Source organism: Ruegeria sp. ANG-R (assembly GCF_000813985.1).
Lineage (GTDB): Bacteria > Pseudomonadota > Alphaproteobacteria > Rhodobacterales > Rhodobacteraceae > Ruegeria.
The window spans coordinates 41,276-60,830 of sequence record NZ_JWLJ01000006.1; the positions used below are offsets into that span (position 1 = coordinate 41,276).

General features: G+C 60.1%; 24 protein-coding genes. 8 read left to right on the forward strand and 16 right to left on the reverse strand.

Translation table 11 applies throughout. The annotated features are described in order from the left end of the window. Positions 1 to 216: 216 nt before the first annotated feature. Both RA27_RS14615 and RA27_RS14620 read left to right on the forward strand, forming a co-directional pair. Positions 217 to 1,164, forward strand: a complete 948-nt coding sequence (locus RA27_RS14615) for a transcriptional regulator GcvA (protein WP_039540515.1) — start codon at positions 217 to 219, stop codon at positions 1,162 to 1,164. Then, positions 1,161 to 2,027, forward strand: coding sequence for an EamA family transporter (locus RA27_RS14620; RefSeq protein WP_039540518.1), 867 nt, complete (start codon positions 1,161 to 1,163; stop codon positions 2,025 to 2,027). Before RA27_RS14615 ends, RA27_RS14620 begins: the two co-directional genes overlap by 4 nt. Here RA27_RS14620 and RA27_RS23715 read toward each other — a convergent pair. From RA27_RS23715 to RA27_RS14630, 3 genes are all read right to left on the reverse strand, one after another. Continuing rightward, on the reverse strand, positions 2,024 to 2,188 hold the full coding sequence (locus RA27_RS23715; RefSeq protein ID WP_010443648.1) for a DUF465 domain-containing protein: 165 nt from the start codon (positions 2,186 to 2,188) through the stop codon (positions 2,024 to 2,026). The genes RA27_RS14620 and RA27_RS23715 overlap by 4 nt on opposite strands. Positions 2,189 to 2,303: 115 nt before the next feature. Beyond that, complete coding sequence (locus RA27_RS14625) at positions 2,304 to 3,083, reverse strand: methyltransferase domain-containing protein (protein WP_039540521.1); 780 nt, start codon at positions 3,081 to 3,083, stop codon at positions 2,304 to 2,306. Then, entirely contained in the window at positions 3,080 to 3,295 is a 216-nt protein-coding gene (locus tag RA27_RS14630) for a DUF2007 domain-containing protein (protein ID WP_039540523.1), read from the reverse strand. The genes RA27_RS14625 and RA27_RS14630 overlap by 4 nt, the downstream gene beginning before the upstream one ends. Positions 3,296 to 3,351: 56 nt before the next feature. Here RA27_RS14630 and RA27_RS14635 point away from each other — a divergent pair, with 56 nt between their 5' ends. Continuing rightward, positions 3,352 to 4,350, forward strand: coding sequence for a polyprenyl synthetase family protein (locus RA27_RS14635; protein ID WP_039540526.1), 999 nt, complete (start codon positions 3,352 to 3,354; stop codon positions 4,348 to 4,350). Here the strand turns inward: RA27_RS14635 and RA27_RS14640 are convergent. From RA27_RS14640 to soxR, 4 genes are all read right to left on the reverse strand, one after another. Beyond that, a complete protein-coding gene (locus tag RA27_RS14640; RefSeq protein WP_039540528.1) occupies positions 4,343 to 5,164 on the reverse strand; it encodes a 4-(cytidine 5'-diphospho)-2-C-methyl-D-erythritol kinase in 822 nt (273 codons plus the stop codon). The two genes, RA27_RS14635 and RA27_RS14640, sit on opposite strands and share 8 nt — an antisense overlap. Next, positions 5,154 to 6,866, reverse strand: a complete 1,713-nt coding sequence (locus RA27_RS14645; RefSeq protein ID WP_039540531.1) for a tetratricopeptide repeat protein — start codon at positions 6,864 to 6,866, stop codon at positions 5,154 to 5,156. Before RA27_RS14645 ends, RA27_RS14640 begins: the two co-directional genes overlap by 11 nt. A gap of 104 nt (positions 6,867 to 6,970) precedes the next feature. Then, the gene (locus tag RA27_RS14650; RefSeq protein WP_039540534.1) at positions 6,971 to 8,617 is read right to left on the reverse strand and encodes an electron transfer flavoprotein-ubiquinone oxidoreductase; all 1,647 of its coding nucleotides are present in this window, start codon (positions 8,615 to 8,617) and stop codon (positions 6,971 to 6,973) included. Between the two features lie 136 nt (positions 8,618 to 8,753). Beyond that, positions 8,754 to 9,209 carry a redox-sensitive transcriptional activator SoxR gene (gene soxR, locus RA27_RS14655; protein ID WP_039540536.1) on the reverse strand — a complete coding sequence of 152 codons (456 nt, stop codon included), beginning with the start codon at positions 9,207 to 9,209 and terminating at the stop codon, positions 8,754 to 8,756. 87 nt (positions 9,210 to 9,296) lie between these two features. Here soxR and RA27_RS14660 point away from each other — a divergent pair, with 87 nt between their 5' ends. The 3 genes from RA27_RS14660 to RA27_RS14670 all read left to right on the forward strand — a co-directional run bounded on the left by RA27_RS14660 (position 9,297) and on the right by RA27_RS14670 (position 11,388). Beyond that, the gene (locus tag RA27_RS14660) at positions 9,297 to 9,677 is read left to right on the forward strand and encodes a VOC family protein (protein ID WP_039540540.1); all 381 of its coding nucleotides are present in this window, start codon (positions 9,297 to 9,299) and stop codon (positions 9,675 to 9,677) included. 233 nt (positions 9,678 to 9,910) lie between these two features. Continuing rightward, positions 9,911 to 10,381, forward strand: a complete 471-nt coding sequence (greA, locus tag RA27_RS14665) for a transcription elongation factor GreA (protein WP_039540543.1) — start codon at positions 9,911 to 9,913, stop codon at positions 10,379 to 10,381. Positions 10,382 to 10,395: 14 nt separating this feature from the next. Beyond that, positions 10,396 to 11,388, forward strand: coding sequence for a hypothetical protein (locus RA27_RS14670; RefSeq protein ID WP_039540546.1), 993 nt, complete (start codon positions 10,396 to 10,398; stop codon positions 11,386 to 11,388). 44 nt (positions 11,389 to 11,432) lie between these two features. On the opposite strand, the gene glp is transcribed toward RA27_RS14670, so the two are convergent. The 4 genes from glp to RA27_RS14690 are packed head-to-tail and all read right to left on the reverse strand — an operon-like array spanning position 11,433 to position 14,773. Then, positions 11,433 to 12,698, reverse strand: coding sequence for a gephyrin-like molybdotransferase Glp (gene glp, locus RA27_RS14675; RefSeq protein ID WP_039540549.1), 1,266 nt, complete (start codon positions 12,696 to 12,698; stop codon positions 11,433 to 11,435). After that, positions 12,695 to 13,186 carry a molybdopterin-guanine dinucleotide biosynthesis protein B gene (mobB, locus tag RA27_RS14680; RefSeq protein ID WP_039540551.1) on the reverse strand — a complete coding sequence of 164 codons (492 nt, stop codon included), beginning with the start codon at positions 13,184 to 13,186 and terminating at the stop codon, positions 12,695 to 12,697. The genes glp and mobB overlap by 4 nt, the downstream gene beginning before the upstream one ends. Further along, on the reverse strand, positions 13,183 to 13,827 hold the full coding sequence (mobA, locus tag RA27_RS14685) for a molybdenum cofactor guanylyltransferase MobA (RefSeq protein ID WP_082025161.1): 645 nt from the start codon (positions 13,825 to 13,827) through the stop codon (positions 13,183 to 13,185). The genes mobB and mobA overlap by 4 nt, the downstream gene beginning before the upstream one ends. Positions 13,828 to 13,831: 4 nt before the next feature. Beyond that, a complete protein-coding gene (locus RA27_RS14690) occupies positions 13,832 to 14,773 on the reverse strand; it encodes a formate dehydrogenase accessory sulfurtransferase FdhD (protein WP_241484080.1) in 942 nt (313 codons plus the stop codon). Here RA27_RS14690 and RA27_RS14695 point away from each other — a divergent pair. Together RA27_RS14695 and RA27_RS14700 are read left to right on the forward strand one after the other, a co-directional pair. Beyond that, complete coding sequence (locus tag RA27_RS14695) at positions 14,772 to 15,482, forward strand: AzlC family ABC transporter permease (protein WP_039540558.1); 711 nt, start codon at positions 14,772 to 14,774, stop codon at positions 15,480 to 15,482. The two genes, RA27_RS14690 and RA27_RS14695, sit on opposite strands and share 2 nt — an antisense overlap. After that, positions 15,479 to 15,811, forward strand: coding sequence for an AzlD domain-containing protein (locus RA27_RS14700; protein ID WP_039540559.1), 333 nt, complete (start codon positions 15,479 to 15,481; stop codon positions 15,809 to 15,811). The genes RA27_RS14695 and RA27_RS14700 overlap by 4 nt, the downstream gene beginning before the upstream one ends. Here RA27_RS14700 and RA27_RS14705 read toward each other — a convergent pair. The 5 genes from RA27_RS14705 to RA27_RS14725 all read right to left on the reverse strand — a co-directional run bounded on the left by RA27_RS14705 (position 15,800) and on the right by RA27_RS14725 (position 19,551). Continuing rightward, complete coding sequence (locus RA27_RS14705) at positions 15,800 to 16,432, reverse strand: hypothetical protein (protein ID WP_052265302.1); 633 nt, start codon at positions 16,430 to 16,432, stop codon at positions 15,800 to 15,802. The two genes, RA27_RS14700 and RA27_RS14705, sit on opposite strands and share 12 nt — an antisense overlap. A gap of 19 nt (positions 16,433 to 16,451) precedes the next feature. Further along, the gene (locus tag RA27_RS14710) at positions 16,452 to 16,586 is read right to left on the reverse strand and encodes an aa3-type cytochrome c oxidase subunit IV (RefSeq protein WP_039540561.1); all 135 of its coding nucleotides are present in this window, start codon (positions 16,584 to 16,586) and stop codon (positions 16,452 to 16,454) included. 68 nt (positions 16,587 to 16,654) lie between these two features. Next, the gene (locus RA27_RS14715; RefSeq protein WP_052265303.1) at positions 16,655 to 17,209 is read right to left on the reverse strand and encodes a hypothetical protein; all 555 of its coding nucleotides are present in this window, start codon (positions 17,207 to 17,209) and stop codon (positions 16,655 to 16,657) included. Beyond that, positions 17,196 to 19,034 carry a glycerophosphodiester phosphodiesterase family protein gene (locus RA27_RS14720; protein ID WP_039541241.1) on the reverse strand — a complete coding sequence of 613 codons (1,839 nt, stop codon included), beginning with the start codon at positions 19,032 to 19,034 and terminating at the stop codon, positions 17,196 to 17,198. The genes RA27_RS14715 and RA27_RS14720 overlap by 14 nt, the downstream gene beginning before the upstream one ends. Positions 19,035 to 19,098: 64 nt before the next feature. Further along, complete coding sequence (locus RA27_RS14725) at positions 19,099 to 19,551, reverse strand: DUF6173 family protein (RefSeq protein WP_039540563.1); 453 nt, start codon at positions 19,549 to 19,551, stop codon at positions 19,099 to 19,101. Between the last annotated feature and the right edge of the window lie 4 nt (positions 19,552 to 19,555).

Below are 19,555 nucleotides of genomic sequence, written 5' to 3' on the forward strand. Positions count from 1 at the left end.
GGAACCGAATAGCCAGGACCAGAACCCGACAACCGCCTTGCCGCGCTCTTCATGCGCACGGTGAATGGCATTCTGAATGGCTGGGTTTGTTGTCATCTCGATCATGCTGAACCCTTCTCAATCAAGTTGGATTTGTCTTGCCATCAGCATGGCCTTTGATTTTAAATCGCACAAACGAGAGTTTTCGCCCCTTCAGTTCAGAAAAACTTAACTGTCATGACTGACCGCCTGCCTCCGCTGACTGCTTTGCGCGCCTTCGATGCCGCCGCACGACATATGTCTTTTGCCAAGGCGGCGGAGGAACTGAATGTGACACCTGCGGCCCTGTCCTTTCAGATCAAGTCGTTAGAGGAGCATCTGGGCCACCCCCTGTTTCGCCGTCTCAATCGCGCTGTCGAGCTGACCGAAGCCGGGCGCACATTGGCCCCCGGAACAGCAGATGGCTTTGCCGCCCTGCAAACCGCGTGGCAAGCGACGCGGCGGCTGCAGGATGAAACCAGCCTCACGGTTACAGCAGGCCCTGCCCTGACAGCGAAATGGCTGGCACCCCGCCTTTATGAATTCGCACGTGCAAATCCGGGGATTGACCTGAAATTCTCGGCCACTCTGCGCAACATGGACCTTGAACGCGATGACGTGGACGTGGCGATCCGCTTTGGCTATGGGCCGGATGAGGGGCTCTATTCCGTTCCCGTCCGCAAGGAATGGCTGACCCCGGTGATGACCCCGGAACTGGCCGAGCAATTCCCCACGCCTGCATCGTTGCGCGAGGCCCCTCTGATCCATGACGATTCGATCAGTTTCCTAAAGCCGCGTTGCGACTGGCCCGCGTGGTTCCGCGCGGTGGGATTGGATTTCACACCGACCCATGGGGCGCATTTTTCAAACGCCGATCACGCCATCGACGCTGCCGTGGCCGGGGTGGGCGTGGTTCTGGGGCGTCGCGCCATGATTCTGAAAGACCTGACCGAAGGGCGACTGGTCGCGCCGTTCAAAGTGGCACTGGAGACCGCCGGACGATTTCGTTTTCTCTGCCTGCAAGGGGCAGAAAAGCGACCGCAGATCGCAGCGTTCCGCGACTGGTTCATTTCCGAGATTGAAAAGACCGCGCATATATCGGATGAGTTTGAAATCATCCCTGTTGAGAAGGTAGCTGGTGAATGAGCAAAATGGGCGCGACCGCAGTCGGTTTTGTCGCGGTTTTGCTGTGGTCTCTTCTGGCGCTGTTCACGGTGGGTTCGGCCCCGACGCCGCCTCTGTTGTTGAACGCGATCTGTTTTACCATCGGCGGCACGTTGGGCCTGATCTGGACCATGGCGAGCGGTGGTCTGCGACAACTACGTCAAGTCGCGTGGACGACATATCTGTTTGGTACAATTGGCCTATTCGGCTACCACGCGCTGTATTTTTCTGCCTTGCGCATGGCCCCCGCGGCCGAGGCCGGGCTGATCGCCTATCTCTGGCCCTTACTGATCGTTCTTCTGTCAGGCCTGCTGCCCGGAGAGCATCTGAAACCGGGGCACCTCATCGGAGCCTGCCTTGGCTTTGCCGGAGCCGCCGTCATCATCACCGGTGGAGGCAGCGCTGGCTTCCAGATTCAGCACTTGCCCGGTTATGGGCTGGCTTTGCTCTGCGCGCTGACATGGTCCAGCTACTCGGTCCTGTCGCGTCGGCTAGGCGATGTGCCCACAAGTTCAGTCGCAGTGTTTTGCGCCCTGACTGCCGTTGCGTCCTGGGTCCTGCATTTCGCCGTCGAAGAGACAATTTGGCCGCAAAACACATTGGGCTGGGCTTCGACACTTGCGCTGGGTCTGGGGCCGGTCGGGTTGGCGTTCTATGTTTGGGATATCGGCGTCAAGCGAGGGGATATCCAGATTCTGGGCACCGCCTCTTACGCAGCACCTTTGTTATCCACGCTTGTGTTGGTTCTGGCCGGGATCGCCGCCCCATCCTGGGGCCTGGCGATCGCGGCCTTGCTTGTCACCGGTGGCGCGGCCATCGCGGCCAGCGCCAGCCTGAAGGCTTAGGCCGACAGGCGTTCAATCTCTTCTTTCAGCTTCAGCTTTTGCTTCTTGAGCTGTGCGATATGGAGATCGTCGATACCAGGTGAGCGTTGAGCTTCTTCTACTTCAAGACCGAGAATTTCGTGTTTCTTCTTCAACTCCGTCAGATGCGCGCTCACGCTCATGGCGGTCCTCCTTCTCTGGTTTGGTAAATGTCACGTAGGAAGTTGATCACATCATTTCCACCCTGTCACGCTGCAGACGCACAGAATCTGTAACAAATCCGACAAATTCGGCTGGTCATTGCCGATCTGAGGTAAAGCCGGGCATTGCTGCACCCTTGCGTAGTATCGCTGAGACCTCAGAAGAGTAGCTTTCGCCATCACTCAGATGCCGATCCCCCTGATGCAGTATAAGCGGCGCGTGCAAGCGGAATGCGGCGCGTCCGCCTTTGCGGGCACGTAGAATGACCAACTCGGCAGCGCGGCCCGCGCGCGGGGACAAGGGCAGTACCTCGACTGAACCCAAGCGGGCGGTGCACGCAGCCAACATATCCGGCAGGCGATCCACCTTCTGAATCATGTGAAGGTACCCTCGTGGCGCCAACCGTCGAGCGGCGACGTCGATCCAATCCGCCAGGGGCGTTTCTTCGCCCAAGGCAATCCGCCTTCCCGGGTCTCTCGCTGGGCTATGTGCGCCGGGTCGGTAATACGGCGGGTTGGCAATGACATGATCGAACTGTGCCTGTCGCAAATCATCGGGCAGCGCGCTCAGATCAGCTTCGACGACAGATAAGTTCAGAGCGTTTTGGGCGGCATTTCGACGCGCCAGCGCGGCGTAAGCGGGTTGCAATTCAACCCCGGTGGCACGCAAGTCGGGAACGCGTGCCAGAAGGCACAGAATGGCCGCCCCGGCGCCACATCCCAGCTCCAGCACCGATTGATCGGTGCGCGCTGGAACCGAGGCCGCCAGCAAAACAGGGTCAACACCCGCGCGATAACCCGACCTGGGCTGCCACAAACGCACTCGTCCGCCCAGAAAATCGTTGCAGGTCAGATCGCTGTCGGAAAACGCGCTCATCGACCCAACGGTATCTCATTATCGCGCATCACGCGCTCGGCGCGGGTCAGGTCATCGGTGCGCACCATCAGGCGACGGGGGAAAATCCCGATTCCGCCTTCGAGGATGCTCATATTTACGTCCATCTGAAAGCAGTCTATATCCTCGCCTTCAAGAAGAGCGGTTGCAAAGGCTAGGATTGTCGGATCGGTGCTGCGCAATAGTTCTTTCATGGGGATGGATGTAAGGGCAAGGTGACAGGGATGTCGAGCCTTGTATCAGGGGTGTGATGAACGTCGGCACGATCTCGAAACCACATGAGCGTCTGGCAGAGATGCTTTCGGGCGAAATGGCAGCGGTCAATACGCTGATTCGCACACGCATGGCGTCGGAACACGCACCGCGCATCCCCGAAGTAACAGCGCACCTGGTTGAGGCGGGCGGCAAGCGCCTGCGTCCGATGCTAACCTTGGCGGCGGCCCAGCTGTTTGGCTATTCCGGCGATCATCATGTTCGGCTCGCCGCGACGGTCGAATTCATTCACACCGCCACTTTGTTGCATGACGATGTCGTCGATGAAAGCGGGCAGCGGCGCGGGCGACCTACGGCAAACCTACTGTGGGATAATAAATCCAGTGTTCTGGTGGGGGATTACCTGTTTTCCCGCAGTTTCCAACTGATGGTTGAGACGGGTTCTCTGCGGGTTCTGGATATCCTGGCCAACGCGTCGGCCACAATTGCCGAAGGCGAGGTGCTGCAGATGACGGCGGCCACCGACCTTGGGACCGATGAGGGTGTTTATCTACAGGTCGTGCGCGGCAAGACTGCGGCACTTTTCTCGGCCGCAACCGAGGTGGGTGGTGTAATCGCGGGCGCGTCCGAGGAGCAGGTCAAGGCCCTGTTCGACTATGGCGACGCACTGGGGGTCGCATTCCAGATCGCCGACGACCTGCTTGATTATCAGGGTGACAGCGCAGCAACCGGTAAAAACGTGGGCGACGATTTCCGTGAACGGAAATTGACCTTACCGGTGATCAAGGCCGTAGCGCAGGCAACGCCCGAGGAACACGCGTTTTGGGAGCGCACGATTGGCCGGGGACGCCAGGAAGATGGTGATCTGGACCATGCACTGGCGCTGATGAACAAATACGGCACGTTGGAAGCCACCCGTTCCGATGCGTTTGGCTGGGCGGCAAAAGCAAAATCGGCGCTCAGATCTCTCCCGGACCACGAAATCCGGTCACTGCTGGGCGACCTGGCCGATTACGTCGTATCCCGGCTCAACTGAGCGTCGTCGCGCGACACCACCACTCGGGATGTGCTGCACCGATCTCATAAGCCGCAAAATGGGCCGCCTTTGCTGTTGGGTAGAGTGCGAAACACGTCGAACCCGAACCGGACATCCGGGCCAGCAGCACATCACGGGTTTCCGATAACTCATCAAGCACGTCGGCAATTGCGCTCGCCACTTCGCAGGCCGGACGTTCCAGATCATTACGTTGGCCTTGCAGCCAGTCCGCGCAGCTAGCGGGTGTTCCGAATTCGGGAATAGTGTCGGGCATCGGCGGGTGTTCCCGGGTCTGCAATGCAGTGAACACCGCCCCTGTGGGAACGGACACGCCCGGATTGACCAACAGGGCGGGTAATTTCGGCAGCGCGACCGGCTCAATCTGCTCGCCGATCCCACGCATCCGGGCCGAGGCCGCATGTATACAAACAGGAACATCCGCACCCAAAGACAGCGGCGCATGACGGGGAACAACGGCTCCCTGTTGCGCCAGCAGCCGCAGGACAGCTGCTGCATCCGCAGAGCCGCCGCCAACACCGCCCCCATGAGGCAACTGCTTGTCCAGATGAATATCACCGGTCCAGTCAGCGGTCTGAGCGGCCTGCCATACCAGATTGCGGTGATCGGTGGGTACACCGTCCGAGAATTCGCCGGTCACCGACAAAGACAGCGCGGGACCTGCTGCAAGATTCAGTCGATCCCCGACATCCGCAAAGGCAACCAGCGAATCCAGCAGATGATAGCCATCGTCCCGCTGGCCAGTCACATGCAAAGTCAGGTTGATCTTGGCGGGGGCAAATGCCTCAGCCTTCATTGGCGACCTTCAGAGGTTCCGCGCCTTCTTCCTGCAGAACGGCGTCGAGCCCGACCTCGATCTTTTGACGGATGCGCTCGGGGTCGGCTTCACCGTCGGTGTCTTCGGGGTCGATGAAGGACAGGGCGCGTTTCCACTGGAACTCGGCCTCGCGGGCACGGCCCACGGCCCAGTAGACATCACCCAGATGGTCATTCACCACCGGATCGACCGGCATCAGCTCAACGGCGCGTTCCATGTGTTCAACCGCCTCGTCATAACGGCCGAGGCGGAACAGAACCCAGCCCAGACTGTCGACGATATAACCACTGTCCGGACGCGCGGCGACCGCGCGCTCGATCATGCTCAGCGCCTCGTCCAGCTTCTCCTGCCGTTCGACCAGCGAGTATCCAAGGTAGTTCAGCACCTGCGGCTGATCGGGGTTCAACTCAAGCGCGCGACGAAAATCAGCCTCAGCCTTGTCCCAGTTCTTGAGGCGTTCGTGAGAAATCCCGCGGGCGTAATGCAGAAACCAGTTGCCGCCCCCACCCACTTCGGTCAAATCGATGGCCTTGTCATACGAGGCAACAGCTGCCGCATACTCCTCTTGCTGGCGCTGAAGATCTGCCAATGCCACATGCACACCGGGCAGATCAGGGCTCTGAGCGGTGAGATTTTGCAGCACTTCGGCAGCGGCCTCTTTCCGATCGGAACGGCTGAGCACCTCGGCGCGCCCAAGCTCGGCGGCATGATAATCGCTGCTGCCCGGAGGCACCTGGCGATAGACATCGACGGCCAGATCGTATTGCTCGAGCCCGTCCAGCAGCTCAGCGCTCAGCAGGAGCGCGTCGATGTGATCAGGACGCAGGAAGGCAGCAACCCGGGCATAGAGCAGAACATAGTCTTGCGCAGCCTCAGCACTTAATGCCGCGCCCACGGTAAAGAACACCTCAGCCATACCGTCCTGGGCCGAGCCGACATGGGTAAAGGGCAGCGTTTCATCGGCTGAAAGGCGTTCCATATACCCGTCGATGGTCGGATCACTGCCCGCTGCGAACACATTCCTGAGGAATTCCAGCGCGTCCTCATTGCGATCTAGTTGCGACAGCACCTCGGCCCGCGCCAGCGCGGCCCGGCGCGAGAAACGCGCAACCACGTCATCGTCTGCGGAAAAAATAGCCTCAGCGCCCTCGAAATCCCCGACTGACGCCAGAGCCATAGCCTTGTGATAAAGCGCAAATTCTTTCAGACCGTCCTGCGTGGAAACAAGATCGAACTGCTCCATCGCCTTGGTCATGGCACCCTGGCCCATATGGGCCCATGCGATCATCAAGCCATCGACCAACGGGCCGACGCCCTGAGTTTCGGGATCGCGCGCAAGGAATTCATCCAGCTTTCCGTCGGCCACCAGATTGGCCGTGATCACCATACGGGCGGCCTGACTGGGCAGTTCATTTTCTTCGATGACTTCTGCGACGGTCAGCGCTCGATCGATTTCACCCAATGCCAGACGGGCAACAACAACGTTTTCCAGCAGCTTCGGGTTTTGGGGATCTGCGCGCAGCGCTTTGGCATAATACTGCTCGGCAGCTGGGTAATCGCTCTGATAAATAGCCTGTCGCCCTGCCAGATACGAACCCGATCCGGTATCCGAAACCGCGGGAAGCGCAATTGAAGAGCTGAGGATCGCGGCCAGGGCCGCGCGTCGAACCAGGGAAACCACTGATAATCTGCCTTGCTGTCGTTGACTGAACGACAAGCTAGGGCTTTGGCGTGCGAGAGGCAATGGCAGAGCCTTCACGACCCTGCCAGTGCCCATGTTCTTGCTTACATATTGGGGTAGTTCGGGCCATCGCCGCCCTGCGGTGTGGTCCAGGTGATGTTCTGGCTGGGGTCTTTGATGTCGCAGGTCTTGCAGTGAACGCAATTCTGGAAGTTGATGACGAATCGCGGACCGTCTTCATCCTCGACCATTTCATAGACGCCTGCGGGGCAATACCGCTGCGCCGGTTCGTCGAACCTAGGCAGGTTGACCTTCACCGGAATCTCAGGGTCGGCCAGTTTCAGATGGCAAGGCTGGCTTTCCTCGTGGTTGGTGGCCGCAAACGATACGTTCGTCAGACGATCAAAGGACAGCGTGCCGTCGGGTTTCGGGTAGTCGATGGGCTTGTGTTTGCTGGCATCTTCCGTCGATTCCGCGTCGTTCTTACCGTGGCCCAGCGTGCCCAGCAGCGAAAAGCCCAGCGTGTTGGTCCACATGTCCATACCACCCAGCACCAGCGAGGCGGTCAGGCCATACTTCGACCACAGCGGTTTGACGTTCCGCACCTTCTTCAGGTCCGTGCCGATGGCACCATCGCGCACATCAGCCTCATAGGCGGTCAGTTCATCACCCGAACGTTCGGCCTTGATGGCATCATACGCGGCCTCGGCCGCGGCTTTGCCCGACAGCATCGCATTGTGGTTGCCCTTGATGCGCGGCACGTTGACCATACCCGCCGAACAGCCCAGCAGCGCCACGCCCGGAGCGACTAGCTTGGGCATCGATTGATAGCCGCCTTCGGTGATCGCTCGCGCCCCGTAAGCCACGCGCTTGCCGCCTTTCAGCAGCTCGGCCACCATCGGGTGATGCTTGAAGCGCTGGAATTCCATGTAGGGGTAAAGGTGCGGGTTCTTGTAGTTCAGGTGAACCACGAAGCCCACATAGACCTGATTGTTTTCAAGGTGATAAATGAACGACCCGCCACCCGCGTTGCTGCCCAGAGGCCAGCCCATTGTGTGCGTGACCGAGCCTTCTTTGTGCTTGGCTGGATCAATCTCCCAGATCTCTTTCATGCCGACGCCGTATTTCTGCGGCTCTTTGCCGGCTGACAGGTCGTACTTGGCGATGACTTCCTTGGACAACGATCCGCGCACGCCTTCCGACAGGAAGACATATTTGCCGTGCAGTTCCATCCCCGGCTCGGTGTTGGGGCCATAGGACCCATCTGCTTCCAGCCCGAATACACCTGCGACGACACCTTTGACCTCGCCATTCTCGCCGTACACCAACTCGGAACAGGCCATGCCGGGGAAGATTTCCACGCCCAGCTCTTCGGCCTGTTCGGCCATCCAGCGGCAGACATTGCCCATCGAGACGATGTAGTTGCCGTGGTTGTTCATCAGCGGCGGCATCGGGAAGTTGGGAATGCGGATCTGACCGGCCTCGCCCAGCATATAGAAATGATCTTCATGCACCGGCACGTTCAGAGGCGCGCCTTTTTCCTTCCAGTCCGGGATCAGAGCATCCAGCCCGCAAGGATCAAGAACCGCACCCGACAGGATATGCGCACCCACTTCCGAGCCCTTTTCCAGAACCACGACGTTCAGGTCGGCATCCAGCTGTTTCAGACGGATGGCCGCAGACAGACCCGCAGGGCCTGCACCCACGATCACCACGTCATATTCCATCGCTTCGCGTTCAATCTCGGCCATCGCGGGCTCCTTAGCTAACTTTCCGAATTGGCGCTTTCTTCATGCGGTCGGCGCAATATTGTTTCACGGCTGATTACATGGTCGGAAAGACTTTGGTCAATCGAAACACGGCGTAACAATGCCGCTATTCGACACTTCACGCCTCTGGCGCGTCGCCCATCAGGTATCTGGGACCGCTACCATGGGATTTGGCCCTGTCATCTGGGTTATACAGCGCGCATTTCGGCAGGCTGAGGCAACCGCATCCTATGCAGCCATCCAGATTGTCCCGTAACCGTATCAGCGTGTCGATTCGCTGATCCAGACGGGCGCGCAGGACCACGCTGATCTGCTGCCAATCCTTCGGCGTCGGTGTGCGATTTCCGGGCAGCTCCGACAACACCTCGCGGATTTCGGGCAAGGTCAGACCGAATTGCTGCGCAATCATCACGAAACTCAGCCGTCGGATATCAGCGCGCTGATACCGCCGCTGCCCCCCGGCATTGCGCCATGGTGCGATCAAACCCTGCGCCTCGTAATACCGGATGGCCGAGACAGCCAACCCGGTACGCCGGGCCAGCGCCCCGATTGCCAGACCTTCGGAGACTGCCATAACACCTCCACAAAATTTCCTTGACCTAAAGTTAGGTTTAGAAATTACGGTGAGTCGGGAGAAACCTCAAGGCACAAAGGAGACCCCATGATGGCGACGCTTGAACATACCAACTTCACTGTCCGCGACCCGAAGGCATCCGCGGCATGGATGCAAGACGTCTTCGATTGGAAAACCCGCTGGGAAGGCCCGGCCATCGCCGGTGGTTACACGGTGCATGTGGGCAGCGCTCACACCTATCTGGCGCTCTATGCCCCCGGCGATCCTAAGCCATCGGGTGAAAGCAGCTACGACATCGTGGGCGGCCTGAACCATGTCGGCGTGTTGGTCGAGGATATTGACGCCACCGAAGAAAGAGTCCGCAAAGCGGGGTTTGAGCCGCATAACCATGCCGACTACGAGCCCGGTCGGCGGTTCTATTTCCGCGACGACAACGGCATCGAGTTCGAGGTGGTTCAGTATGATTGAGATGTTATGGCTTGGGCACGATGCCAGCCGTTGGCGGCGCGGAGAGTTGCTGGGCCAGCGGCACCGGCGCAATCGCCCCCCTAAACGGCGGCGCTAAGTTGCGAGTTTACTGACAACCCACGCGTCCCCTCTTGCAATTCACGCTCCATTTGGGTCAGGTAATTGCCAACCCATCCTTCGCCCCGACGCTTTTGTGCGGCGGGGCGTAACATTTATGCGTGGACGACAAGACTATGGAAAAGATCCCCATGACGCCCTCGGGCAATGCCGCGCTCGAGGCAGAGCTGAAGAACCTGAAATCCGTCGAGCGCCCGGCGATCATCGAGGCGATTGCCTCGGCCCGCGAACTCGGTGACCTCAAAGAGAACGCGGAATACCACTCGGCCCGTGAAAAGCAGGGCTTCATCGAGGGGCGCATCAAAGAGCTTGAAGGCATCCTTTCGCTGGCCGACGTTATCGATCCGGCGAAACTGTCGGGTGCGATCAAGTTCGGTGCCAAAGTGACGCTGGTCGATGAGGATACCGACGAAGAAAAGACCTGGCAGATCGTGGGTGAGTATGAGGCCAATATTGAAAATGGCCTTCTGAACATCAAATCCCCCATCGCCCGCGCCCTGATCGGCAAGGAAGAAGGCGACAGCGTCGAGGTTCGCACCCCCGGCGGTGTGCGGTCCTACGAAGTTTTGAGTATCGAATACGCCTGACCGGAGCGTTTATCATGTCGGGTTCTGAACCTGAGCAGGAAACCGAAAAACCGACCTCGCTGGGGATCTACGACCGCCCCGCACACCGCTCGGTCACCGAGATCGAGATCGCGGCCGTAGTGCTCAGCCTGATCTGGCTGGTGGTGTCGGTGGTATTTCTGGTGCTGCCCGGAGCGCAACAGGGCGGGTTCATCGTCACATTTCTGGCGGTGTTCATGCCGGTGGCGATGATCTGGGTCGCAACCCTTGCGATGCGCGCCAGCCGTGTGATGCGCGAGGAAAGCGCCCGCCTGCAGACCGCAATCGATGCGATCCGCAACAGCTATGTGGTCCAACAACAACGCGCCGCCAGCACGTATGAGCCGACGGTGGGCAAGAAATTGGATGAAATCGCCGAAAGCGCAAAAAAGACTGAAAGCGCGCTGGCGACATTTTCGACCAATCGCAGTGAACCTGCACGTGTCAACAAGCCCTCATCGGTACCCGCTAACCAGACTTCGCTGGAACTCGGTACTTCCGCAGAAGAAATTGCGCCCCCGTTGCCCACAGACATCTTTATCCGGGCGCTGAACTTCCCCGAGACACAAAGCGATGAAGCGGGTTTCGACGCGCTGCGTCTTGCATTGAAAGACCGTAAGACATCGCAGCTTGTGCAGGCCTCACAGGATGTTCTGACTCTGCTCAGTCAGGAAGGCATCTATATGGACGATCTGCGTCCGGACATGGCCCGCCCCGAGGTCTGGCGGCAATTTGCGCAGGGCGCACGCGGTCGGTCGGTGGCCGCGTTGGGCGGCATTCGGGATCGGTCTTCGCTGGCACTGACAGCGGCACGGATGAAACAGGACCCTATATTTCGAGACGCGGTACACCATTTTCTGCGGCGTTTCGACCGGATGATCGTCGAATTCGAACCCGAGGCTACCGATGCCGAGCTGTCGGCTCTAGGCGAGACCCGCACGGCACGCGCCTTTATGCTGCTGGGACGCGTGACAGGGACGTTCGACTGAGGCGCTTTCAACCGAAGGGGAAGGCCGCGCTCTTCAAGCCAAACTCAAAGCCCGAAACTTCCATAAGGGATAAAACGCACCGGATCGCCCGGTTTTATTTCACGCGCCCCGTCTTGGATCTCGACCAGCCCTTCGGCCCAGCTCAGCCCGCTGATCCGGCCGGACCCTTCCGAATGGAACACCTCTGCGCGCCCCTCGCGGATACGGGCCCGCAGGTATTCGCGACGGCCCGGTTTCTTGCGCTTCTCGAACGCGGCGGGCACGTCGAATCCCATCGGCTCCTGCCAGCCTGCGCCGGCCATCAGGCTCAGCGCGGGGTGCGCAAAGATCAATGTGCAGACCATCGCCGCCACCGGATTTCCCGGCAAACCAAACACGGGTGTATGATTCCACATCCCCAGCGCCAAGGGGCGCCCGGGTTTCAACGCGATGCGCCATTCCTGCATCGCGCCGGCTTCACTCAGCAACGCTGAGACGTGATCTTCGTCGCCCGCAGAAGCCCCGCCACTGGTCAGGATCACATCTACCTGCTGCGCCGCTTGATCCAGATGCAGTTTCAGCGCCGCGCGGTCATCCGCCGCGCACCCCAGATCAACCGCGTCGAATCCGATCCTTCTGACCAAAGACAGCAGCATCGGTCGGTTGGCATCGTATATCTGCCCCGGCCCGGCGGTGTCACCTGGTTCAACCAGTTCATCTCCGGTCGACAAAATCCCGACGCGCAACGCCTTGCGCGCGGATATTTCGGCCACACCAACCGCCGACAGAAGCGCCAGGTCGGCGGGCGTCAATCGTCGTCCGGCAGGCAAGGCCAACGCGCCTTCCGTCACATCTTCGCCCGCTTTCCGCGTGTTCGCCCCCTGTTTCAACGGGCCTCGGAACGCAATGTGACCCTGATCCAAGGTCACATCCTCTTCCAGTATGACCGTATCGACACCCTCTGGCAGCGCAGCCCCGGTCAGTACGCGCACGGCATGGCCCCGCGGAACGTCGCCGCTGAATGGAACCCCCGCAGCCGCCCGGCCCTCGACCAGGGGCAGAACGCAGGGGCCATCGGGCGCGGGTCCGGAAAACCCGTATCCATCCACCGCCGTGTTGGGCTGCGGCGGGTTCGACCGTTTGGCTGATACATCCGCTGCCAGTATGCGACCGGCGGCCTGCATCAGCGGCACAGTCTCGACCCCTGTCACGACGGTCAATCTATCTTTCAACAGCGCCAAGGCTTCGTCGACCGGCGTCCAGTTCACCCCGGCAGGCAAGGCAAAACAATCATTGCGCAGGGGCGGAGGTGCGATATCAGGCTTGCTCATAATCCGACCTCCCCGAGGATGAAATCTGCAATGGCAATCGTATCGTTCAGATCGAACACCGGGCGATCCAGTTCCACGGGGGTATCACTGGCGACGGCACGTATCGTGTCATCCCTGGTGGCGATCAGAGGATTGCCGGGTTCGGCGCGATAAGCCTCGACCTTTGGGTGACCCTCGCGCTTGAACCCTTCGATCAACACCAGATCGACAGGGGACAAACGGGCCAGCAGCGCATCCAGTGTCGGCTCTGGCGCGCCACGCAACTCCTGCATCAGGGCGACGCGCTGGCCCGATGCCAGCAGCACTTCGGAAGCGCCCGCGACACGATGCCGGTGGCTGTCTGTGCCCGGCTGATCGACATCGACGCTGTGATGGGCGTGTTTGACAGTTGAAACGGTAAAGCCGCGCCCCGTGATCTCGGCCACCAGACGTTCCATCAACCCGGTTTTGCCTGCGTTCTTCCAACCCGTGACGCCATAAACTCTCATGCCAGCTCCAACAGGATTTCGGCGCGCGTCAGATCTTCGGGTGTGTTAACGTTGAAGAACGGGTCAAAAGGCTCGGTCGAGAACAACGCCTCGCGCCCATCATGTTTGTCGGTCCACAGGACGACCTTGCGTAATCCGTCGTTCAACGCCGCCCGCAAATCATCACGCAGCGCGACAGGCCAGAGACCGAATGTGGGGTGTCGATTAACCCGCTTGCTGCCGCCCGATTTCAACGCCTCCTCCCCCGAGCGGGGCGTGGTGGCCAGAACCAGCGGATGTGTCTGCCCTTCGGAGGCGCGTACCAATTGCGTCACCAGATCACACGGAAAGAACGGCGTATCTGCAGCGGCGGTTACGATACTGTGGGCGCCCTGCCCGGCAGCCCAATCGAGCCCGGCCAGAACACCGGCCAGCGGCCCTGCAAACCCTTCGATGGAATCCGAGATCACAGGCAGGCCCAAATCCTCAAACCGCGCGGGCTCGCCATTCGCATTCAGCGCCAAGCCATCGACCTGAGGGCGCAACCGATCGATCACGCGGCTCAACAAGCTCTGCTCGCCAATCCGTAACAGGCCCTTGTCGCCTCCGCCCATGCGGGTAGCGAGGCCTCCGGCTAGAATAACGCCCAACGGCTTTTGCATTTGCTCAGCCATTGGCACTCTTCCTGTGATGCTTCTTATCCTCGACCACCACCGTCGCCGGATCAACGTCGCGCATCAAACGGTCTTCGCCCGACAGGCAAACAAACCGCTGCCCGCGCATACGGCCGATCAGGGTCAGACCGACTTCACGGGCGATCTCGACGCCCCAGGCGGTGAAACCCGACCGCGAAGCGAGTACCGGGATACCCATCATCGCCGTTTTGATGACCATCTCCGAGGTCAGGCGACCCGTGGTATAGAGAATCTTGTCGGCAGCGCCCTCGCCTTCGGACAGCATCCAGCCCGCGATCTTGTCGACCGCATTATGGCGGCCGACGTCTTCCATATAGACTAGCGGGCGGCCCTCGTGGCACAGCACCGTGCCATGGATCGCACCGGCCTCGAGATAAAGCGACGGGGTGCGGTTAATCTTGGCGGCCAAATCATACAGCCATGAAGTCCGCACCGAGACCTGTGGCAGGCGTACATCCTCGAGCCCCTCCATCATGTCGCCAAAAACAGTACCCACGGCGCAACCGCTGGTGCGGGTTTTCTTTTTCAGCTTGTCCTCATACGACGTCTCGCGTGCAGTGCGCACGACCACGGTTTCCAGATCGTCGTCATATTCGACCCGAGTGATCTGATCATCTGCCAACAACATGCCCTGATTGCGCAGAAAACCCAGCGCAAGATATTCGGGATAGTCGCCAATGGTCATCGCCGTCACGATTTCCTGCGCATTGAGGAAAATCGTCAAAGGCCGCTCCTCAACCACCGAAATCTGGCTGAGCTCCCCATTCTGATCCACGCCTTCAACCGCGCGGGTCAGGTGGGCCGCGCCGGGATCGGGCGCGATGAGGTAGTCCGAGAGGTCGATTTCCGAGGCCAATTGCAACCCTTTCACAAGACGGATACTGCTGCTCGCGTCACCATAGGATTTAGCCATGGCCACCGCCACACCCAAGTCATACTTCTGGAAAGGTTTTCGCGACGGAACACCTTTCGTGTTCGTCGCTATGCCCTTCGGCCTTCTGTTCGGCGTCTTTGCCACCGAGGCCGGGCTGGATGTCGTCCAGACAATGGCTTTTTCCGCAACAGTGTTCGCCGGGGCGGCGCAATTTACCGCGCTCCAGCTTTTGCAGGATAACACACCCACGGTGATTGTCCTGATCTCGGCACTGGCCGTAAACCTGCGGGTTGCGATGTACTCCGCCTCGCTGACACCTTATCTGGGGGCGGCACCTCTGTGGCAGCGGGCTTGTGCCGCCTATTTGATCGTGGACCAGTCTTATGCCTGTTCGATAGCGCGGTTCGAAAAAGAGCCCGATATGTCTGTGCCACAGCGGATGGTCTATTTCGTTGGCTCGGTTACGCCGATCACGCCGCTGTGGGTGCTTGGCACGTATCTGGGGGCGGTACTGGGCACGCAGATACCAGACAGCTGGGCGCTGGACTTTGCCCTCCCTATCACTTTTCTGGCGATGATCGGGCCGATGATGCGAACGCTGGCCCATGTGGTTGCCGCACTGGTTGCGATCGTTGTGGCCCTGCTGACGGTGGCCGTGCCGTTCAACCTGGGCCTTCTGATCGCGGGCGCAGCAGGCATGATCGCCGGGGCGCAGACCGAGTTGATGCTGGAACGGAGCAAATCATGACCCAGATCGACACCACCACCATCTGGATCATCATCGTCGGTCTTGCGGTCGGCAGCTACCTTCTGCGATTCACCTTCATCGGGCTGGTCGGAGATCGACCAATGCCACCCTGGCTGTTGCGCCATCTGCGCTATACTGCGGTGGCTATCATCCCAGCGCTGATCGCGCCGCTGGTGGTGTGGCCCTCGGCCACTGACGGGCAGCCGGATCTGCCGCGTATGGCAGCGGCTGCGGTGGCGCTGACTGTCGGGTTTGCGACGAAAAACGTGCTGGCGGCCATCTTTTCCGGGGCCGCCACGCTCTACGGTCTGCTCTACCTAGTTGGTTGATGCCGCTTCGAGCTGATTGAGGCGCGCGTTATTCGCAGCCAGTCCCTGCTGCAGATCAGCCGAGTCGCTTTCACGGTATTCCGTGGTCACAACCCCGGGAATCTGGCCGAATTCGTCGGACAGCTTCACCGGATAGAACGTGGTGCTGATCTGCCCGAACCCCGGCACCTGCTGCAATAGCTGCGAGGTTGAATTCGCACAGAAAGCGCCTGCCACCGGCCCCATCTGCTTGGCCAGTTGCAGCGCGATTTCTGCCTGTTGCGGCGTCACTTCGATGGTCTGAATGCGCGCATAATGCGTTTCACGCGCGTGGCTGCTGCGATACGCACGCTCGACATTTGGGGTGATGCCGTACAAAACGTCATTCCTGATCGGCACGACATCCGCCCGGAATGATCCCGCAGGATCAAAAATCACCCGTTCGCTGCCGCTGATCATCAACGAGGTATGCGCACCCGAACCGGTCCGCGTGTTGATCATCGTATAAAGCGTCAGGGTTGATGGCCCCGGATCGCGATAGGATCGGGCCACGATTTCGGACGGATCGGCCTGCGGGCGCTGCGACCCGGTACAGCCTGCCACGGTTGCTGCCAGCAGGCAGGCTATCAGTATCCTGAACAAGGGGGCGCCTCTGATCGGATTAAGCCGCGAAAACCGCCAGGAAAATGCAAAGGAAAATGATTGCCACCACGCACCATGTGGTGAACTTGACGAACCCGTCAAAGGTTTTGGTTTGAACGGTGATGTCCATCTCGCCGTGCTTGTGTTCAGCCATGTCTCAAAGAATCCCAATTCGCGTGTTTGAAATGTTGGATAATGCAAAATGCGGGGCCTGTCACGACGTCATTCGCGCGCAGGCGCGGCAAAAACCGAGCATCCCGGATAGCCGAACCCCCAGCGCCACGGCAGACCGCTGCAGGGGCCGCCGCCAAAGCGCACGGCCATATACATTGCCTCGGAGGTGATCGAATGAACCGAGATAATCTGATCAGGCGTCATGTCATAACGTTTGGCGTATTCAACGGCATGGGTCTCGCCATGGGCTTTGACGCAAGCGCGAAGCTTGTCATCGGCCGCAAGGCGGGCATCAAAACTGGCATCCGCCTGCGAGGCGCCGCCCGCATCGTGATAGGCGCGATCATGGGTGACACAGCAGTATTCCCATGGGGGATGCGCCTCATAAAGCAGGCTGAAATCGGGAAATGTCTGGGCCACCAGTCGCCAGCTTGAGGAAAGCCCGCCTGAGCAGCCATCGGTTTCAAACGGCGTCAGGTCGGCGTTCCCGACAGCGGCCATCAGTGCCCGGTGCGCGGGTATCTCGACGCTACGCATCAGGTCCTGCGCGGCGGCGGGCAGCGCGCAACAGGCCAGAACAACGGCCAGCCTAGGGGCTTTCATCACGCATCTCAGAGGTATCGATGGACAGGCCAAAAGTCGTCGCGAGCCAGAGCATCAGCCGCTCGCCCGGCCCCATCTCGGCGCGGACCCGCAGCACTTCGCGGGCCATCGCCGGACGATCCGTGATCAGCCCGTCGACCCCCATCGAGGCCATGGCCGACATCTGCAGCGGGTCATTCACCGTCCAGACATAGATATCCTTGCCCGCGTCGTGGACCGAGCGGATCAGACCGGGCGAAACCGTCGCTGCATTGACCGCCACGAAATCGCCCTCAAGTCCCGACAAGTCGCCAATCGCGGTCGCAGCAAGAACACCCGCGCGCCAATCGGGACGCAACGCTTTCATCTTCTGCACGGCGGGGTATTTCAGCGACATCGTGGCGATATCGTCCTGCATCTCCAGTTCTTCGACAATCGCCGCCACGCGGTTTTCCAGATCGACGTCGTGGCCGTAGTATTTCAGTTCGATAATGACCTTGGCCTTGCCCTTGGCGGCCTCCAGCACGTCATACAACGTCGGCGCGCGTTCCGAAGCGTATTCCGGACCGAACCAGCTGCCGATATCGATCTCGGCGACATCCTCCATGGTTGCGTCCCAGACCTTAAGCGGCACGCCTGCCAATTTCATGAAGTCGCTGTCGTGAGCAATAATGACTACGCCATCAGCGGTCTCCTGCACGTCGATCTCAACCCAATCCGCCCCGTCTTCGATGGCCTTCAAGACCGAGGCCATGGTGTTTTCGGGTCTCAAAGCCGCCGCACCCCGATGGCCGATGACATCCGCATGATCGGGGGCCTGAACGCGCTCCAGCAACTCCTGCCCGGACCAGAGGCCGATCAGCAGGGCGACAACCGCGCCACCGACCACCGCATAGAGCGGCGCGCGTAGATTACCGGGTTCGGGATGCGGCACCTCTCGGCCCTGCTCATCAAAGAACCCGTCCAGCAAAACCGCCAATGCGCCCAGCGCAATGGCCGCCAATACCAACCCCGCCAGCGACCACAGCCCCGCGACAATGAAACTGAGGATCAGCGCAAAGCGCAGATTCGCGCTCTGTTGCAGCGGCACAAGGTCGAACAACACACCGGCGACAACAGCGATCAGCGACGCAATGGCCAGACGCAGGATCAGCCACAGGCCCAGCTCGATCTTGAGCCGGCCACGTTTGCCCGCCATCCGATCTGCGCTGATTGCAAAGGCTTCGGCGGGTTTGCATTCCTCAAAGAGAACCAGATGCAGCGCCAGCGCCCAGGCCGAGAGCCTGCGGATCAGGACCCAGACCAGACACAGCACGACAAAACCGATCAGCACCACCGCGACCCAAAACGAGGGCGGGTGGAAGGTCAGGTAATAGTTGATGTCGTATTCCGTCAGCGTCCACCACGCGATCACCCCGGCCACAAGCACAAAAGGCAGAGCCAGCAGCAAAACACGCAGAATAAACCGCGCGGCGAACCCGAAAAGCGCAAGCAGGCGTGTCAGAATCAAACGGATCGAAGCACTGCCCGCGCGCCAGGGATCGCGTTCGCCCATCCGAAGCGACCCGGCCATGACCGAGAAGACGAAAACCTCGGCCAGCAGGAACAGGCTGAGAACGGCAACCGCCGCGATGAACCCGGCGGGCGACAGCAGGAACATGGCGATGTCCTGATCCGTCAGCGCGGACTGATCCGAAAGCGAAACGGCCAGATTGACCGCAATGGCCACCCCGGGCGCGATCAGGGCCACCAAAAGAAGCCGCACCGCCAGATAGATCGGCACAAAGACACGCCGCCGCGCCCAGGCCCCCCGATAGGCGTTTGTAACGGTTACGAAATTGGTCACGCGGCGCACTCCTGAATGATGCTCTCATTCAAGGCTGCGCACATGTGAATTGCAAGGGATGCTGTCAGCTTTCTTCCAGATCCGCCGCAAGGCGAAAGCCGATGCGGTTGGCCGGTTTATCCTCGACCGTCTTGGGTAAGGCGCGCAACATCACATTCAGCTGGCTGACATGCTGCACCAGCTGCGTTTTGGCCCCGGTCGCATCCGAGCCGTAGAAGGTGATGATATCGGGATCGAAATAACCCATCCCTTCGATCCGCATCACACCTGCGTCACCGCCGGTAAAGCCCATGGCGACCTCGTGATCGCCATCCAGCGTCTTTTCGAAGTTCTGGATATACATGATCAGTCGCTCATAGGCCCACTGCGCCGGGCTTTTGGTTTCAACCGGCTTTTGCAGGGGCTTCGGCAGGTCCTTGCTGCCCGACGCCGCATCCGGGTTGGCGTGCACCTCGTAGCAGCGGGGCAAAGCTGCGGATTCCGCCGCCTCGGCTGAGGTTTCGATCTGGTCCTGCATTGCT

Excerpts from the sequence above, each read along its gene's own strand:
- greA (WP_039540543.1), top strand. The coding sequence starts at position 9,911 with ATGGAAAAGATCCCCATGACGCCCTCGGGCAATGCCGCGCTCGAGGCA.
- RA27_RS14695 (WP_039540558.1), top strand. The coding sequence starts at position 14,772 with ATGGCCACCGCCACACCCAAGTCATACTTCTGGAAAGGTTTTCGCGAC.
- RA27_RS14615 (WP_039540515.1), top strand. The coding sequence starts at position 217 with ATGACTGACCGCCTGCCTCCGCTGACTGCTTTGCGCGCCTTCGATGCC.
- RA27_RS14725 (WP_039540563.1), bottom strand. The coding sequence starts at position 19,551 with ATGCAGGACCAGATCGAAACCTCAGCCGAGGCGGCGGAATCCGCAGCT.
- RA27_RS14625 (WP_039540521.1), bottom strand. The coding sequence starts at position 3,083 with ATGAGCGCGTTTTCCGACAGCGATCTGACCTGCAACGATTTTCTGGGC.
- glp (WP_039540549.1), bottom strand. The coding sequence starts at position 12,698 with ATGAGCAAGCCTGATATCGCACCTCCGCCCCTGCGCAATGATTGTTTT.
- RA27_RS14700 (WP_039540559.1), top strand. The coding sequence starts at position 15,479 with ATGACCCAGATCGACACCACCACCATCTGGATCATCATCGTCGGTCTT.
- RA27_RS14660 (WP_039540540.1), top strand. The coding sequence starts at position 9,297 with ATGATGGCGACGCTTGAACATACCAACTTCACTGTCCGCGACCCGAAG.
- RA27_RS14710 (WP_039540561.1), bottom strand. The coding sequence starts at position 16,586 with ATGGCTGAACACAAGCACGGCGAGATGGACATCACCGTTCAAACCAAA.
- RA27_RS14635 (WP_039540526.1), top strand. The coding sequence starts at position 3,352 with ATGAACGTCGGCACGATCTCGAAACCACATGAGCGTCTGGCAGAGATG.
- RA27_RS14630 (WP_039540523.1), bottom strand. The coding sequence starts at position 3,295 with ATGAAAGAACTATTGCGCAGCACCGATCCGACAATCCTAGCCTTTGCA.
- RA27_RS14620 (WP_039540518.1), top strand. The coding sequence starts at position 1,161 with ATGAGCAAAATGGGCGCGACCGCAGTCGGTTTTGTCGCGGTTTTGCTG.
- RA27_RS14690 (WP_241484080.1), bottom strand. The coding sequence starts at position 14,773 with ATGGCTAAATCCTATGGTGACGCGAGCAGCAGTATCCGTCTTGTGAAA.
- RA27_RS14640 (WP_039540528.1), bottom strand. The coding sequence starts at position 5,164 with ATGAAGGCTGAGGCATTTGCCCCCGCCAAGATCAACCTGACTTTGCAT.
- RA27_RS14715 (WP_052265303.1), bottom strand. The coding sequence starts at position 17,209 with ATGAAAGCCCCTAGGCTGGCCGTTGTTCTGGCCTGTTGCGCGCTGCCC.
- RA27_RS14650 (WP_039540534.1), bottom strand. The coding sequence starts at position 8,617 with ATGGCCGAGATTGAACGCGAAGCGATGGAATATGACGTGGTGATCGTG.
- mobB (WP_039540551.1), bottom strand. The coding sequence starts at position 13,186 with ATGAGAGTTTATGGCGTCACGGGTTGGAAGAACGCAGGCAAAACCGGG.
- RA27_RS14670 (WP_039540546.1), top strand. The coding sequence starts at position 10,396 with ATGTCGGGTTCTGAACCTGAGCAGGAAACCGAAAAACCGACCTCGCTG.
- RA27_RS23715 (WP_010443648.1), bottom strand. The coding sequence starts at position 2,188 with ATGAGCGTGAGCGCGCATCTGACGGAGTTGAAGAAGAAACACGAAATT.
- soxR (WP_039540536.1), bottom strand. The coding sequence starts at position 9,209 with ATGGCAGTCTCCGAAGGTCTGGCAATCGGGGCGCTGGCCCGGCGTACC.
- mobA (WP_082025161.1), bottom strand. The coding sequence starts at position 13,827 with ATGCAAAAGCCGTTGGGCGTTATTCTAGCCGGAGGCCTCGCTACCCGC.